Here is a 13,310-nt window from a genome sequence, read left to right as displayed (position 1 = left end):
TGCCCCCAACCCCGACACTCCAAGCGCGCGGCCTCGGTCCCCAAAGACTGGGGCCGTACCTTTTGGGGTGACCGCGGTGTCCAGTGATCGCGCCGGTGCACGGGGGTGCTTCACAGCAGTGCCTTGCATGCAACGCGCGGTTGCCAATCGATCTTGGAACACAACTTCATTCTTTCAAAAGCGCGAGCATTCGCACATGCTCAATGAGCCTTCCGGGGGTAAGGGGCTTTCATCTCGAAATCATTTCATTTCCCGGACGAGAGGCCGCGCGGATCAAACCGGCGGCCTTTCCGATTCCTGGAAGAGAAGAGGAGCCGCCCACGGGGCTGGGGCTAGGCGGCTCCTCTCTGACACGAGACCGCAGTTGCCCCCACGCGGCCCCGTCCCGGTATCAGGATGAGCACGAGATGCGGGGCGGTTAGGGCAGCAATCGCAGGCGCCCGAGTTATCCACCGCTCGATCGGGCCAACTCACCAGCGGCCCGGCGAAAGTCACGGCGGGGCATCCGAGCGGGCCTGCGGAGGAGTCGACCGAGGCAGGCTTACACGCGCCGAATTCTCTCTTTCAGCTTGCGGTTGATCAGCATCTCGGCGCGGCGCCTTGCCAATTCGAGCAACCTCGTGCGCACGGTGCTTCGTATCGATTGATCATCCAACAGGATGATAATCTCGAACTGATCATCGTATTTGCGGGTCACGCTGAACGTGACGCCTTTATGGGTGAAGATCTCGGGCATGCGCGAGCGATATCAAATCGCTCGCTACGGTTGCACCGGGAAGGTACGGAAGATCGTCCCGCTTTCGGAATGGCTCTATGTCGCCCGGAACACCGTTCTTTCCCGGGGTAGGCTGTGCATAACCTCAGCATGAGAACGACGGCTCCAAACGACCCCCGGCGCTGGGGATAGGAAAGCGCCGAAGGTCGCCAACCCGTAGGGGGTTTTCTCTCGGTTAGGCTTTGGGGGCTGGGACCGAGAGCGAGGATTCGACTCTTGCAGTCACCGTCGGTTCCTCACTCTCCCAATTACTTTCGCCGCGAACTCAGATCCGTCGATATGTGTTGGGATCGATAGTGCTCGACGCCGAGGTGAACGCTCCAGACGCCGAAGAACAGCGCGCCTGCGATACATGCGGCCACAAAGGCCAAATCACGTTTTTTCATCTGGACGAACGGCCGGGCCTACATGCCAGCAGAAATGTCGATTCCATATCGCGCAAAGGCGACGGAGATCGTCAGGCCTACGAGGCTGAAGATCACGACAATTGCCAAGCTCGAGGCCGGAGAAACAGCGCGGGCCTCTGCGGCGGCCTTCAAAGCTGCAATCATTTGAAACCTCCCCGAGGTGATGAAACGCAGTAAGCGTAACGCGCAATCGTTGCGGGCGGATTTCGCGAATTGTTTCCGCTCTGCTTCACAGGAACCCGGCTTGAACGCACGCTCGGGATGCCTGAAGCGATAGCCGGCGCTGCTGCCTAGGTGGTAGGAAGGTGGGAAGCTGCACGCCTCAAGCAAGCAGCTAGAGGCACCCCACCCGGGATTGAACGCGAGAGAATGATCCGCCGGGCACGGCAGGCTGAGACTGCCTCTCAGATTAGTGAATGGCTTTCCTCGCCCCGCCTAAGGGCTCCGACGTGATGCACACATTCAGCGATAACTACACCTTGGGCAAGTTCAACCCGCCCTCCTACGCGAGCTGGCTCGCCGAACTTCGCGCCCTGTTTCCGGTCCCGGATGAATTCCTTCTGGCGGATGCGATCTTCAGTTTCGAAAGCGCATTCAAGGAAGGAAAGACGCCGCAACAGGCTTACGAGGTGTTCGATATTTTCGTCAGCGCGGAGGCTTGAACATAACGGCAACAGCCGTAGGCCGCCTCGTCATCGCCTCGGCGATCTCGGATGTCGCTCGCGCGGACCGGCGCGAACTGTTCAGGAAGAGGGCCTGCCAACGTGCGAGCGCAGAGCGAGCGCGCTCCAGGTTGGTGGTCAGTGCTGGCATGATCGCGACGATGGTTGCGGCGGCATCAGGAACTTGTGCCCACGCCACCCGTTGGGCTCGGGTAAATCATAAATTTCGGGAGGAAATGATGTTGAAGCTGGCCGCGGCGCTAGTGCTGCTCTCATCGTCGGCATTTGCGCAAGACAAAGTTGTTGACCCCACTGCACTTCAGGACTGCGCTCCGATCGGGCAATCCGCGAAGGCTGAATTGATCTACGGAATGGATTGCAAGGCACTCAAGCCGGAGAACCGGATGGAAGTGCTAGCGACCATGCCACCAACAAATATGAAGGACACCGTCATTCCAAAGTCTGGCGGGGTACAAAATCCGGATACGACGCCGACGAAAGGCGAGACGAAGTAGTCCTCGCCAGAAGCCACTTCCTGGGAGTTTAAGTGCCAGGCACCGATGAAACGCTAGGAGGCCTAACATGGCGTACCGGGTCGGAACGGTGCACCTCTCCGTGCGCTGGTCGGCGCGACATTGGCGTTGATGATGAGCCCGGCTGCAATATTCGCGGCAGCTCGTCACTTCGTGTGAATGCAGGTGCGGGTGCGCTCGCTGCACTTTTGATTGCGACGGCGTAAGGGTCCGAAGAGACGCGACCCGCGGTATGGCCGGCCGCCTCAGGCGGCCGGCCACGTAGGGGTCACTCTACAATTTGGACGATCCGGTGTGTGCGAGGATCGACCAGCACCGTCCGCCCGTTGACCACGGTGTAACGATAATCATGCGTGCCATATTCCGGCGGCACGTCGTAATAGGTCACGCCGTCGCCCGGAAGATCGGCGCCAACCCTCACTTCGCCGTCGTATGTATAGGAGGGGTGGTGACGCTCGACCACATAACTGTGGAAGCGAGGCCGCTGGTCGATGCCCAGCACTCCGTTCACGCCTCCAACGACCCCTCCGATTGTGCCGCCAACGATCGCGCCGACCGGCCCCGCAGCCCGTTCGCCTTCCCGAGATCCGCGTTCAATGCCGCCGGGTACGCCTTGCGCGGTGGCAGCAGCGGGGAGCAAAGCAACAGTAGCAAACGCTGCCGCGAGCAGGTAACTTCTCTTCATTGAAAAACCTCGTTGTTGGAGAGCCCACAACAAGCCGAGGGATGCTCAATAGTTCCTGAATGGATTCACGGGGCGCAGGTCGAGTGCCGCAGGCTCACTTGACACGGCGCCCTTTGAAAAACCCTGCGTTGGTCGTGTTCTGCTTGATGTTGGCCGTTTCACCCTGTTCAGCTGAATTCTGGATGTCGTGATGACCTTTTGACGTGTCTCGCTCGTCCTCGGCGTTCTGCTTCGGGCCTTTGGTGCTCTGATTGCCCTTTGGGATGGGTGGCATTTTGCTCATGTTGAAGACCCTCGTTTGAGTTCAATCACGCGGAGCATAGGGAGTTTCTCGTGTCGCAGTGAGGGAAACATTTCCGTGTGATGCTTGGTTGCGGCGGAACCCATGGCGTCATGGCCGACTTGGTTCGCGCTGGGAGCGAATGACAAGGAACCGACCATGGCACGAGACGAGCACAACAAGGCTGCTGAGCATCACGAGACTGCAGCCAAGGCACACCGTTCCGCTGCGGAACATCACGGCAAGGGCGATCACGCCAAGGGCAAGGAGCACGCCTCCGCTGCAAAGCAACATTCTCAGACCGCCAATCAGCACAGCGATCAGGCGCACTCGAAGAGCCAGCAGCAGAAGTAACTGCATCAAGGAGGCTTGGCGGAAGCTGGGCCTCGCGTCACGCCTTTGAATGACACTCGAAGGCACGCCTCGCATTTGTGCACACGGACCCGGAACGAGATCAGGTCTGTTTCATTGAATCGTTGCGGTGACGGAATCTACGCGAGGAGCGGGACAGTCCCACCAAAGGCCATGAGGAGTAACGCCCACATGGCCTTTGTTCTGTCTGAGCGAAAGCAGCACTTTGCCATAAAAAAGCCCCGGGCGATGCCGGGGCTTTGAGTACGCTGGAGAGAGACCTCAGTATTTCGCGACCAGCGGTCCGTCCCAGTGGAATTTGTAGTTGATGCCGAACTGGACGGTTTCCGCAGTCTGCTTCACGTTCAGGACCTCGCCGATCGCTGTGCCCGGGGCTACGAAATGCTGGCCCGAGGTGTCTTCGATCCACATGTAGTTCCATTCCAGGAATGCCGACCAATTCGGCGCGAACATATACTCGCCACCAACGCCGACGGTCATGCCGGGCAGCGTGAAGCTTGCCGATTCGAGCAGCGCGCCGCCGGGGGTGAAGACTTCGTTCTTGTTGCGCAGGAACGCCATGCCGCCCTTCACGTAGCCGAGGAATTGCGGCGTCCAGAGGTAGCCGATCCTGCCGGTCGCGGTGCCGACCGATCGGAAATTGTTGGTTTCCGAGAAGGTCGGGAAGTCCGTCAGCGCGTGTTGGCCCTTGACGCTGCCGAAATCGAACATGCCCTGCACGCCGAACACCAGATCCCTGCCTGCCAAGAAGTCGCAGCCGGCCTGAGCGCCGCCGATAAAGCCGCTATCGTTTTCTCGGCCGTAGTTTCCGGTGGCGGGGATGCCTGGATCGATCACCGACTGAGTCGTCGTCATCCGGCTCCAGCCGCCGCCGACGTTGCCGCCGATGTAGCAGCCCTGCCAATTGTAGATCGGGGCTACGACCGGCCGGGCCTTGACGGCCATGTCGGCCGCCGAGGCGACGCCGGCAGCTCCGGATGTCCACGCAATACAAGCAGCCAAAATCAATTTCATCTGTCGACGCATGTCATCCCCCTGCGCGGCCGCGCTGCCACGATTTCATCAACCTGAAACAAAACTAGTTTGAAGAAAAAATTTGTGCGACTGCGAATTGCGGCTCGGCGCTGTTGCAAGAGCATTTTCCAATCGCGCGTTGCGCGTCTGCGGCATCGAAAAGCTTTTCGAAAAATAGCGAAAGAATATCCACGCTTCGATTGAAGCGATCGGACGAGGTTGGGCGTTTTGCAACGTTGATCGATGCGACGGACAATGAAATTGCCGTTTTGCGAGGCTGCTTGGCAGGCTGATCGATCGCATCGGCTGCATATTTCTGCGTTAGATCAGCAAAAAGCCCGTCCGAAGCTGGAATTCGGACGGGCTCACTTAGCGCTCACGTGGAGTAAACACGAAGCCTTGTTCAAGGGCGTCGCAAGCCAATGCTAACACCACCGCAGCGCAAACCGCGTCTTCTAAAATTATGCAGGTGGCGATTACGCGGAGGGCGTTGTGCCCGATTGTTGCGCGGGCCGTCGAAGGCAATGGCTGACAAAATGACGGTCAACATCGGGTTTTGCCGCTGAAAGCGATCAAACTGAAATCATCGGTGAGGACCTGCATTGACCCCAAAGTTCCATAATTTGTGCAGAGTGCGGATTTTCGAGACCGAAGTATATTATTTCGCAACCATCGGTCAGCGGCAGCCGATCGCGGCGCGGCGAGCCGGTTTGAACGTTACCCGTACGAGCCGGTCTCAAGGCGGGAGTGCAGGCGATAGCCGACACCCGGTTCGGTGACCAGAAGCCGGGGGGTGTTCGGATCGGTTTCGATCTTCTGACGGAGCTTGCGAACCAGGGTTCGCAGATACTGGATATTGTCGCGCTGGTTGCCGCTCCATATTTCCGCGAGCAACTGGTCGTGCGTCACGACCAGGCCGACATGCGTCGCCAGGATGTGGAGCAGGCGATACTCCTTTCGCGTCAGTCGGATCTTGGTCTGGTTGAGGGAAACGGTTCGGCTGGCGAGTTCGATCGACAGCGGTCCGGCCACGATCACGGAGTTCTCGGTCGCACGCCTGAAATAGCGCCGCAAGGCGGCTTCGCCACGCGCGAGCAGTTCGGCGATGCCGAACGGCTTGACCACGTAATCGTCGGCGCCTGCCTGCAGCAGCCGGACCTTTTCGTCCTCGTTCGATGTGACGGATAGAATGATCACCGGAACGTTTGACCACGAGCGGAGCCGCTCGAGCACCTCCACCCCGTGCATATCAGGCAGAGCCAGATCAAGGATGATGAGATCCGGCGGGTTGAACGTTGCGGTTTTCAATCCGGCCGCGGCGCTTTCGGCCTCGAGCACGGAGAAGCCGTGAATCTCGAAGCCTGCGCGAAGAAACCGTCTGATTTTCGCCTCGTCCTCGATCAGCAGAACGACATTGCCTGGTTTACTCATCGATCAGGGCGGTCAGTTCGGAAGGCTTCATGGGATCAGGCTGAAGTTGAGATCCCGCTCAAACAGGAGAGGGCCGCGGTGACCAGCCGGACGCGCTGCGGTTGAATGACCGAAGAGTTTCAGGTTTGCGGCACCATCCCGCGCGCGGCGGTTGACCTGCACCTTTGCCTCACGATGCGCGAACAAATCTGTTCAATGCGTAAGCATAGCGAGGTGCGGCATATATCTTCGATGCACAAGGTAGGCCGCGTTCATAAAAAAAATGTAGTCGCGCGTCCGTGCGATGTTTGTTGGCCGGAATGAATCGGCTGTAAGCCTCGCGTCATGTAGCGGAAAAGACACATCACGACACAAACAGCAGCGGTTTGTTCGCGTTTTTCTTGGAATTGTCGTGTTTCTCGCCGGATCTTTGAGCAAATCGACGTGCAATTGGCGCTTCCGAATGCAGACGACGTGAAAGATTTCGATTCAGCTATTTTTTTTCTATGGAAACGCGCGGCAAGCCGTATCGATTTTTACCAGCCTCACAACGAAAGATCGCTCCGAGGGTTAACGCTGCATCGCGAAAGCGAATGTACCTGTGACCGCAATGTGGGGCAAGATTATGAAAAGAATTCTTCTGGCGGGCGTCTCATTGGCCGCATTCGGTCTGAGCAGTGCAGCCCAAGCGGCAGATCAATCGAAGGGGCCATGCCCGTACGGCGGCGATCCCTACAAGAATTACAGCTGTCTCGACCCGTATCTCGGCAGCGACTTCTTCTCTCGCTTCATCAATTACTATCGCCTCGAGTGGGGACACGATGCCGCGCCGGCTGATCCGAAGGCGCCTGCGTCACGCCGCCCTGAATATCCGCCCGCGCCTGCGTCCACGCCGCCTTATCCGTTCACCGAATGGCCGTATGGCGGCACGACCAGCCTTGGCGTGACGCGGCCGAGTTCGATCGACAGCCCCCTGATGGTTGCGCTCGGGAATACGCCGGCCGGCCAGTGGCTGAACGATGCGCACATCCAGATTTACGGCTGGGTCGATCCCGGCGGCAACCTCTCGACCAACACGGTGCGCGGCGGCAACGCGCCGGCCGCCTACAGCTACAATCCGAACACGGTGCAGCTCGATCAGGCCGTGCTCTACATTGAGCGCCTTCCGGACACGGTCCAGAAGGATCACGTCGACTGGGGCTTCCGCATCGCGCCGATCTACGGCGAGAATTACCGTTACACGACGGCGTTCGGACTCTGGAGCTACCAGCTCCTGAACCAGAACAAGAACAACGGCTACGACATGCCGATGGCCTATGGCGAAGTGTTCATTCCGCAGGTGCTGGACGGCTTGATGGTCCGGTTCGGACGGTTCATCTCGATCCCGGATATCGAAGCCCAGCTTGCGCCGAACAATTACATGTACTCGCACTCGATGACCTACACGTTCGACAACTATACCAACACCGGTGTTCAGGCGTCCCTCGCGCTGAGCAAGAACTGGATCTTGCAGACCGGCTTGGTTGCCGGCACCGAAGCAATGCCCTGGCATGTTGGCGCCACGATCCCGAATCCACTCCCGAACGCGCTCTATCCCGGAACCACCATGCCGAAGGATCCGGGCGCGACGCCGAGCGTCACCCTCGGCATCCGCTGGACCAGCGATAGCGGAAACGACGACGTCAACCTCGTCGCCGACGGTATCAACGGCGGCCAGTTTGGTTACAACAACCTGCAATGGTACGGCTTCACGTACTATCACAAGTTCAACGATCAGTGGCACATCTCGATCGAGTCCTATAACGAGCACCAGAACAACGTTCCGAACCTGCTCAACCCGACGACGCTCGCGATCATCGCGGCCGGCGGCACGCCGTTCTCGCCGCAATACATGCCGTTCAACGCTCCCGGCGGCGCGATCTGCAAGAGCGCGACCCCGCTGTCGTGCACCGCGGAGTTCCAGACGGCCTTGATGTACCTGAACTACAAGGCATCGCCGCTCGACAATATCTCGTACCGCCTGGAGTACGTTAACGACTTCCAGGGACAGCGGACCGGCGTCAAGACGCAGTACGTCGAGACGGGTATCGGCTGGCAGCACTGGTTCTCGCCCCAGATCGAGATCAGGCCTGAGGTTTCGTACTACAGGTCGCTGGATGCGAATGCCTTCAACGGCAATGCGAACCTGGGCATCGCGCCGAACAAGAATTACGCGATCATCGGCTCGGCGGACATCATCATTCACTTCTGAGGCGGGGAAGGTCGTGGCGGCGTATGCCGCCCGACATTCGATCAGATAAATTCGACAGGGGCTAACAATGAAGCGAATTCTTTTCACCGCGGTCTCGCTTGGGGTGCTTGGGCTGGTGTCACCGGCGCTCGCGGCGGATTTGCCGGCCTACACCAAGGCTCCGGCGCTCGCCTCGCCAACGTATGACTGGTCCGGCTTCTACGTCGGCGTCTACGGCGGCGGCGGCTACGGCAATCACAATCTCAACAACGCGCTCGGGCCGGCCGGCTTCGCCGACTATACGATCAACTATAGTTCGACGGGCGGCGTCGCCGGCGGCGAGGCCGGCTACAACGTCCAAAGCGGCAACATGGTCGGTGGTATCGAAGTCGGCGGGTTCTGGTCCGGCATCAAGGGCAGCGATATCTCCCAGTTCAACGCCGGCACGCTCCCGATTGCCTCGATTGACGCAACCAGTCTTCGGAGCGGTGTGACGGTTCTTGCGCGAGGCGGTATCGCCGTCGATCGCTTGCTGCTGTTCTTCACCGGTGGCTGGGCTTACGGCAATCTCCAGCATACCAACACCGATCCGGTGTTTGGCGTCGACCAGTTCAGCGCGAACCGAAGCGGCCTCGCGGCCGGTGGCGGCATCGCCTACGCAATCACCAATAACCTGATCGGCAAGTTCGAATATCGCTATTACGACTTCGGCAGGTACGAGCGTCTCGCTCCGACCAACGGCCAGATTCCCTACACCGTGGACAATACCTATTCGGTCGTGACGATCGGCCTGGATTACAAGTTCGGCGGGCCGGTCGTCGCCAAATACTGATGAAGTACTGACGCAACGCAGGCGGAACGGCGTTGCCGCAAGCGCGGCGCGCCGGTCTGCAGAACAGGAGCGGCAGTGAGCGGTTTTGCACTGGTCCAAAGAATCCGGGTCGTGGTCGCCGTTGCAGTGCTCTGTGCGGGCAGTGCCGGATGCGCCGTCGATCTCGGAAACACCAGGTCCGAGCCAGCCGATGGCAATGCGCAGATGAGATACTACGGAGGCCCGAAGTCTCCGATGTGGTCAGGCCAGTAGTTTAACCGGGATTGATTGGAGGCTGATGATGACCGGCATTGTTGCCAGGATTGCGCGGTGGGGCTTTGCGATTCTGTTCGGCGCGCTGCTGACATCAGTTGTCAGCGGCGAGGCGTCTGCAAGGCACCGCAACGGGCATCTGCATGCTCACCTTCACGCGCACCACGCGTTCGCCAACAGCCACGCGGAGCTTGTCTCACCGCAGCCGGCCCAGCTTGGGGCGATGCGTTATTATGGCGGACCGAAATCCCCGATGTGGCGCGGTCCGGCCGACAATGAGGCCTCACGAGGTAGCGTGCAGGGATCGTCAAAGGCGGCGATGCTTGTGCGGCAGCAGCCGGCTCAGCTTGGACCGATGCGCTATTACGGCGGTCCGAAATCCCCGATGTGGCGCGGGCCAGCCGAAAACTAGACGACCGGAAGCTGGCCGGTATGCGCTGAGAAGCCGAGTCAGGTTGCGTCCGATCATCGAGAACAGGAACGCAGATGATGGGACGAGCGAAAGCGATCAAGACGCTGGCGGTTGCGGTCACGATCATTTCATCGTTGATCGTTCCGGCAGATGCTCAGATCGGCCAGAAGGGCGGGGGATACCGCGGTCCTCCCACTGAAGACCATCCGAAGATCGACGAAAAGGCCTACAAGGCCGCTCTCGATCGCATCCCTGAGCCGAGCAAGAAGTACGATCCGTGGGGCGTCGCCCGCCCAACGGAGCCCGCCAAGAGCGCGAAGTAAGACCCTCCGAACGGAAGGGATGATGGCGGAGCGGATGCGGCGCCGAATCTCGTGTGGCAGTGCGAGATAGAGTCTTTCATTACGTGAATCTGACGAGCTGCTGCTTCTTTCACCGCTCAGAGGGTTTTGCTGATCTTTCGCCCAACGCCTGACGGTTCCTTGCGCTTTGTTGGCATCGGGATCATCATCGCTTGAAGGGACGACAAGACGCCGAACGGGGCCGTCGACAGGAAACGTTTGGGCTCGTTCGGTTTGAGTTGTCTCGAACCGAATGGAGGCTGTCATGCCCAAACTCGTTGCCACCATTTCTGGAACACTCGCGGCGGCTGCCGTCGCACTGCTGGTAAGCCAACCGGCCCAGGCTGGAGCGTCGGCCAGTGCGGCCTCAAAATACTCTGCCACCAGGCCGCGACCTCGCACGTCACGCGGATGGCGCGCAATCGTGACGTCGGGATTACGGAATATTCGTCGTCGGCGGCGAAGAATCCATCGCGGACGCACGGTTATCGCTAGCCGGCCCCGACGACCCCGTGGTTTGCGCGGTGGTTGACTGAAGCAACGCGCCGGTCTTGCCGCGCACGCCGGATGGTTGTTGGTTTTCCGGGGCGTGTGCCGGATTGACGTTGCTGATCCATGTCCGCACCGCCGGCAGGACCTCGGGCAGGACACCCGCGACCTCTTCCTTGGTCATCCCGGCGCGAATGCGCGGGTCGTAGAGGATGTTGAGAAGATACTGATCGTAAACGTCGAAGAAGCCCATCTGGACGTCGTCGTTGAACATGGTCCAGGGGATGGAAGCGTCGTCATTGATCGCGCCGAGTGCTTGCAGCAATTCCTCATACGCACAATCGTAGAAGGTGAACTCGCCGGCATCGACCGGCACGATCACTTCGGCGCGCCTGATACGATAGAGCTTGTCCTTGCCGATGCCCGACAGGCATTCGGGATTGAGCGATTGCTGGATGCGCGTTGCCTTGCGGCTGCCGTAGCGCGAGCGAATGGTCCGCTTCAGATCGCGCTCGGAGACAAGGACGACCGTGAAGTTGGCAGCCTGACGGTCGTTCGTCACCGCCACATCGAGATTGTTCACACGGGAACGGATGTCGGCGACGATTGTCGAAATTTCCGAACGGCGATCGGGGAGACCATTGCTGTCTACGAAGATCCTGACCGGTTCATCGAACTTGCGGACGCGGTTGACAGGGCCGTCCAGTTGCAGTTCGGCCTTCAGCGCGATCTTGAAGAAGCCGTCCTTGATCTCGTCATTGGTGAACTCCGTGCGCTCGGAAGCCCGCCGGCTGCTGATGTCGGGGTTCTCCGCATTCGCAGCGCTGCTGCCGATGAACGCCAGCATCATCGCGAATAGAATTCGGATTCCGGGCATCTTGCGAAACATCATCGGAGTCCTCGGCTGGGCTTTTGCCCCACTCGCGGTGTCACGGATTTTCAAGCAAGACTCGTACCGATACCGCGCGCGGGGTGCCGCTCACGCGCGAACCCGCAGCTCGCCTGTGCATCTGCCGCAAGCGCAAACATAGCCCTCCCGGCATAGGAATTCGGCCGGGCCGGAGAGGGCTTGTTATAGGGATTTCGTAAAGGGCCGGAGTTCCGCGAAAGGCGGACTAATCAATGAAACCTGTCTCGCGGCCGCTCGACCGGGCCTTGGGGGCCCTTTGGCGCGTTTGCCGCTTTCATTTCGTCGCCGGTGACGCGACAGTCACCGTTGCGGTCGAAGCGCAGGATGAATGCGTTCGGCTTCTCGACGAACTCCTTGCGCGTGATCTTGCCGTCCTGGTTCTCGTCGAAATAGCCGAAATCGGCGTCCGCCAGACTGGGATCGATTTTCTGGACGATGGCGAATTCGGATGGGTCGAGCTTGCCGTCGCGGTTGCGATCTGCCGAGGTAAAGATCCGGTCGGCAAAACTCTTCCATTCATCGCAGGTGTAGACGCCGTCGTGATTTGCGTCCCAGGCTGGCGGCCCGCTTTTGAGCATGCCGTCCTGGGCGGGCTGAGGCGTGGATTGGGCGAGAGCAGAAGCGGTGCTCGTCAGAAGCAGTCCGACAGCCGCCGCGATCCTGCAAATCGACTTTCTGCGAGACAAATCCTTCTCCTGTTTCCGGCCCGCGGCCAAGGCTGGCCGCCGGAATTGGTTCGGATCATCTGCTGAAATTGGCGTAACAAATCGATGTGGATCTGCGGTGCCTTTCATAGCAAAATAATAGTGGCTACGGCCGTCACATGGCCAGCCGGGGGGGGCGCTATCGGAGTCCCGGCTTACAGTCGCGGCCTCAAAGAGTGTAATTCAGCGCGACCGTCAGACACGCCTTTTCGAGGCGGCTGTTGAGCGTGGCGAGCTTGGCCGTGAACGCCGCCAGCTCCTTCTCGCTGAACTCCGAGAAGACGCATGTCCTGAACGACTTGTACTCTTCGGCGAGACTCGCCAAGTGCTTCCTGGTTTTGTCGGTCAGCGCCAACCGGACCACCCTCGCATCGTCAGGCGAGGGCCCGCGGCGCAGCAGCTCTTTCTGCTCCAGGATCTTCGACTGGGTGGTCACGAACGACGGATCGACGTGAAGCAGTTTCGACACCAAGTTGACCGGCACGCCGCCGTCCTTGTCGAGATCGGACACCGCCATCAGGATCATCCATTGCGGACCGGTGATGCCGAGCGTCTTTCCCCAGAACTGGCGGACCTCTTCGAGGTGACAGTTCATGGAGGAAATTTCCAAGGTGAAGCGCTTGATGATGTCGAGATTTTCGATGGCGCGTTGCCGCGTAGCATCCTTCCTGGTCACTGACACAGCTGTCCCTTCCTCGTCGCCGGCAGACAGCTTTGCGCTGATTGATTCTTGTTTGGCTCGCCGCAGGTATAATGTTCTCGTAACTGTGCCACGAACGCAAGTGTACGCAAACAAATTATGATGTTTGCATGACGAACGTACTTTTTCGCCTGCGACAGATTTTCCCGTGCAAGCAATGGGGTACCGGCAGCGTTGCTGGCGAGACACAGTGCGGCCCCATTCGTATAGCTGACTTTATAAACTATTTTGATTAGCAAACCCGCGCATGCATATTGGACCTCGGCGGTAGGGGAATCTCGATCGACCCGTTGCGTTGACTG

General features: G+C 59.5%; 16 protein-coding genes. 7 read left to right on the top strand and 9 right to left on the bottom strand.

The features are described 5' to 3' along the window. Positions 1–541: 541 nt before the first annotated feature. Both UP10_RS32135 and UP10_RS44690 read right to left on the bottom strand, forming a co-directional pair. Positions 542–736, bottom strand: coding sequence for a hypothetical protein (locus UP10_RS32135; RefSeq protein WP_044588241.1), 195 nt, complete (start codon positions 734–736; stop codon positions 542–544). 443 nt (positions 737–1,179) lie between these two features. Beyond that, positions 1,180–1,326 (bottom strand): hypothetical protein, encoded by a 147-nt coding sequence (locus UP10_RS44690; protein WP_156180414.1) that lies wholly within the window; start codon positions 1,324–1,326, stop codon positions 1,180–1,182. Between the two features lie 272 nt (positions 1,327–1,598). On the opposite strand from UP10_RS44690, the gene UP10_RS32130 reads away from it, so the two are divergent. Both UP10_RS32130 and UP10_RS44685 read left to right on the top strand, forming a co-directional pair. Beyond that, positions 1,599–1,844, top strand: coding sequence for a hypothetical protein (locus UP10_RS32130; RefSeq protein ID WP_044591208.1), 246 nt, complete (start codon positions 1,599–1,601; stop codon positions 1,842–1,844). 239 nt (positions 1,845–2,083) lie between these two features. Next, positions 2,084–2,359: a hypothetical protein gene (locus UP10_RS44685; RefSeq protein ID WP_156164895.1), complete on the top strand. Its 276-nt coding sequence runs from the start codon at positions 2,084–2,086 to the stop codon at positions 2,357–2,359. A gap of 286 nt (positions 2,360–2,645) precedes the next feature. Here the strand turns inward: UP10_RS44685 and UP10_RS32120 are convergent, their stop codons facing one another. Both UP10_RS32120 and UP10_RS32115 read right to left on the bottom strand, forming a co-directional pair. Further along, positions 2,646–3,062, bottom strand: a complete 417-nt coding sequence (locus tag UP10_RS32120) for a DUF1236 domain-containing protein (RefSeq protein WP_044591206.1) — start codon at positions 3,060–3,062, stop codon at positions 2,646–2,648. Between the two features lie 94 nt (positions 3,063–3,156). Beyond that, a complete protein-coding gene (locus UP10_RS32115; RefSeq protein WP_044542491.1) occupies positions 3,157–3,345 on the bottom strand; it encodes a hypothetical protein in 189 nt (62 codons plus the stop codon). 102 nt (positions 3,346–3,447) lie between these two features. Between UP10_RS32115 and UP10_RS32110 the strand changes: the two genes are divergently transcribed. After that, entirely contained in the window at positions 3,448–3,696 is a 249-nt protein-coding gene (locus UP10_RS32110; protein ID WP_197086950.1) for a hypothetical protein, read from the top strand. A 279-nt stretch (positions 3,697–3,975) separates the two neighbouring features. Here UP10_RS32110 and UP10_RS42275 read toward each other — a convergent pair whose 3' ends face one another. Together UP10_RS42275 and UP10_RS32100 are read right to left on the bottom strand one after the other, a co-directional pair. Beyond that, positions 3,976–4,659, bottom strand: a complete 684-nt coding sequence (locus UP10_RS42275; protein WP_050043881.1) for an outer membrane protein — start codon at positions 4,657–4,659, stop codon at positions 3,976–3,978. 786 nt (positions 4,660–5,445) lie between these two features. Continuing rightward, the gene (locus UP10_RS32100) at positions 5,446–6,159 is read right to left on the bottom strand and encodes a response regulator (protein WP_044591205.1); all 714 of its coding nucleotides are present in this window, start codon (positions 6,157–6,159) and stop codon (positions 5,446–5,448) included. A 604-nt stretch (positions 6,160–6,763) separates the two neighbouring features. Here UP10_RS32100 and UP10_RS32095 point away from each other — a divergent pair. From UP10_RS32095 to UP10_RS32080, 4 genes are all read left to right on the top strand, one after another. After that, on the top strand, positions 6,764–8,389 hold the full coding sequence (locus UP10_RS32095) for an outer membrane beta-barrel protein (RefSeq protein WP_082077354.1): 1,626 nt from the start codon (positions 6,764–6,766) through the stop codon (positions 8,387–8,389). Positions 8,390–8,456: 67 nt separating this feature from the next. Next, positions 8,457–9,200 carry an outer membrane protein gene (locus UP10_RS32090; RefSeq protein WP_050043880.1) on the top strand — a complete coding sequence of 248 codons (744 nt, stop codon included), beginning with the start codon at positions 8,457–8,459 and terminating at the stop codon, positions 9,198–9,200. Between the two features lie 280 nt (positions 9,201–9,480). Then, positions 9,481–9,864: a hypothetical protein gene (locus UP10_RS32085; protein WP_156180412.1), complete on the top strand. Its 384-nt coding sequence runs from the start codon at positions 9,481–9,483 to the stop codon at positions 9,862–9,864. A gap of 77 nt (positions 9,865–9,941) precedes the next feature. Then, positions 9,942–10,187, top strand: coding sequence for a hypothetical protein (locus UP10_RS32080; protein WP_245322008.1), 246 nt, complete (start codon positions 9,942–9,944; stop codon positions 10,185–10,187). Positions 10,188–10,641: 454 nt separating this feature from the next. Here UP10_RS32080 and UP10_RS32075 read toward each other — a convergent pair whose 3' ends face one another. The 3 genes from UP10_RS32075 to UP10_RS32065 form a co-directional block, all read right to left on the bottom strand. Then, complete coding sequence (locus UP10_RS32075) at positions 10,642–11,586, bottom strand: DUF2927 domain-containing protein (RefSeq protein ID WP_063775405.1); 945 nt, start codon at positions 11,584–11,586, stop codon at positions 10,642–10,644. Positions 11,587–11,813: 227 nt separating this feature from the next. After that, positions 11,814–12,290 carry an EF-hand domain-containing protein gene (locus UP10_RS43410; protein WP_197086949.1) on the bottom strand — a complete coding sequence of 159 codons (477 nt, stop codon included), beginning with the start codon at positions 12,288–12,290 and terminating at the stop codon, positions 11,814–11,816. A 187-nt stretch (positions 12,291–12,477) separates the two neighbouring features. Beyond that, positions 12,478–12,990 (bottom strand): MarR family winged helix-turn-helix transcriptional regulator, encoded by a 513-nt coding sequence (locus UP10_RS32065; RefSeq protein WP_044591202.1) that lies wholly within the window; start codon positions 12,988–12,990, stop codon positions 12,478–12,480. Positions 12,991–13,310 lie beyond the last annotated feature (320 nt).

This window comes from Bradyrhizobium sp. LTSPM299, assembly GCF_000938235.1.
Lineage (GTDB): Bacteria > Pseudomonadota > Alphaproteobacteria > Rhizobiales > Xanthobacteraceae > Bradyrhizobium.
This window is presented reverse-complemented; position numbering and strand designations above follow the sequence as displayed.

What these genes read in the sequence shown, in the direction of transcription:
- UP10_RS32110 (WP_197086950.1), top strand. Translation starts at nt 3,448, where the DNA reads ATGGCGTCATGGCCGACTTGGTTCGCGCTGGGAGCGAATGACAAGGAA.
- UP10_RS32095 (WP_082077354.1), top strand. Translation starts at nt 6,764, where the DNA reads ATGAAAAGAATTCTTCTGGCGGGCGTCTCATTGGCCGCATTCGGTCTG.
- UP10_RS32120 (WP_044591206.1), bottom strand. Translation starts at nt 3,062, where the DNA reads ATGAAGAGAAGTTACCTGCTCGCGGCAGCGTTTGCTACTGTTGCTTTG.
- UP10_RS32075 (WP_063775405.1), bottom strand. Translation starts at nt 11,586, where the DNA reads ATGATGTTTCGCAAGATGCCCGGAATCCGAATTCTATTCGCGATGATG.
- UP10_RS32135 (WP_044588241.1), bottom strand. Translation starts at nt 736, where the DNA reads ATGCCCGAGATCTTCACCCATAAAGGCGTCACGTTCAGCGTGACCCGC.
- UP10_RS44685 (WP_156164895.1), top strand. Translation starts at nt 2,084, where the DNA reads ATGTTGAAGCTGGCCGCGGCGCTAGTGCTGCTCTCATCGTCGGCATTT.
- UP10_RS32080 (WP_245322008.1), top strand. Translation starts at nt 9,942, where the DNA reads ATGGGACGAGCGAAAGCGATCAAGACGCTGGCGGTTGCGGTCACGATC.
- UP10_RS32115 (WP_044542491.1), bottom strand. Translation starts at nt 3,345, where the DNA reads ATGAGCAAAATGCCACCCATCCCAAAGGGCAATCAGAGCACCAAAGGC.
- UP10_RS32130 (WP_044591208.1), top strand. Translation starts at nt 1,599, where the DNA reads ATGGCTTTCCTCGCCCCGCCTAAGGGCTCCGACGTGATGCACACATTC.
- UP10_RS32100 (WP_044591205.1), bottom strand. Translation starts at nt 6,159, where the DNA reads ATGAGTAAACCAGGCAATGTCGTTCTGCTGATCGAGGACGAGGCGAAA.
- UP10_RS42275 (WP_050043881.1), bottom strand. Translation starts at nt 4,659, where the DNA reads ATGGCCGTCAAGGCCCGGCCGGTCGTAGCCCCGATCTACAATTGGCAG.
- UP10_RS32090 (WP_050043880.1), top strand. Translation starts at nt 8,457, where the DNA reads ATGAAGCGAATTCTTTTCACCGCGGTCTCGCTTGGGGTGCTTGGGCTG.
- UP10_RS32085 (WP_156180412.1), top strand. Translation starts at nt 9,481, where the DNA reads ATGACCGGCATTGTTGCCAGGATTGCGCGGTGGGGCTTTGCGATTCTG.
- UP10_RS44690 (WP_156180414.1), bottom strand. Translation starts at nt 1,326, where the DNA reads ATGATTGCAGCTTTGAAGGCCGCCGCAGAGGCCCGCGCTGTTTCTCCG.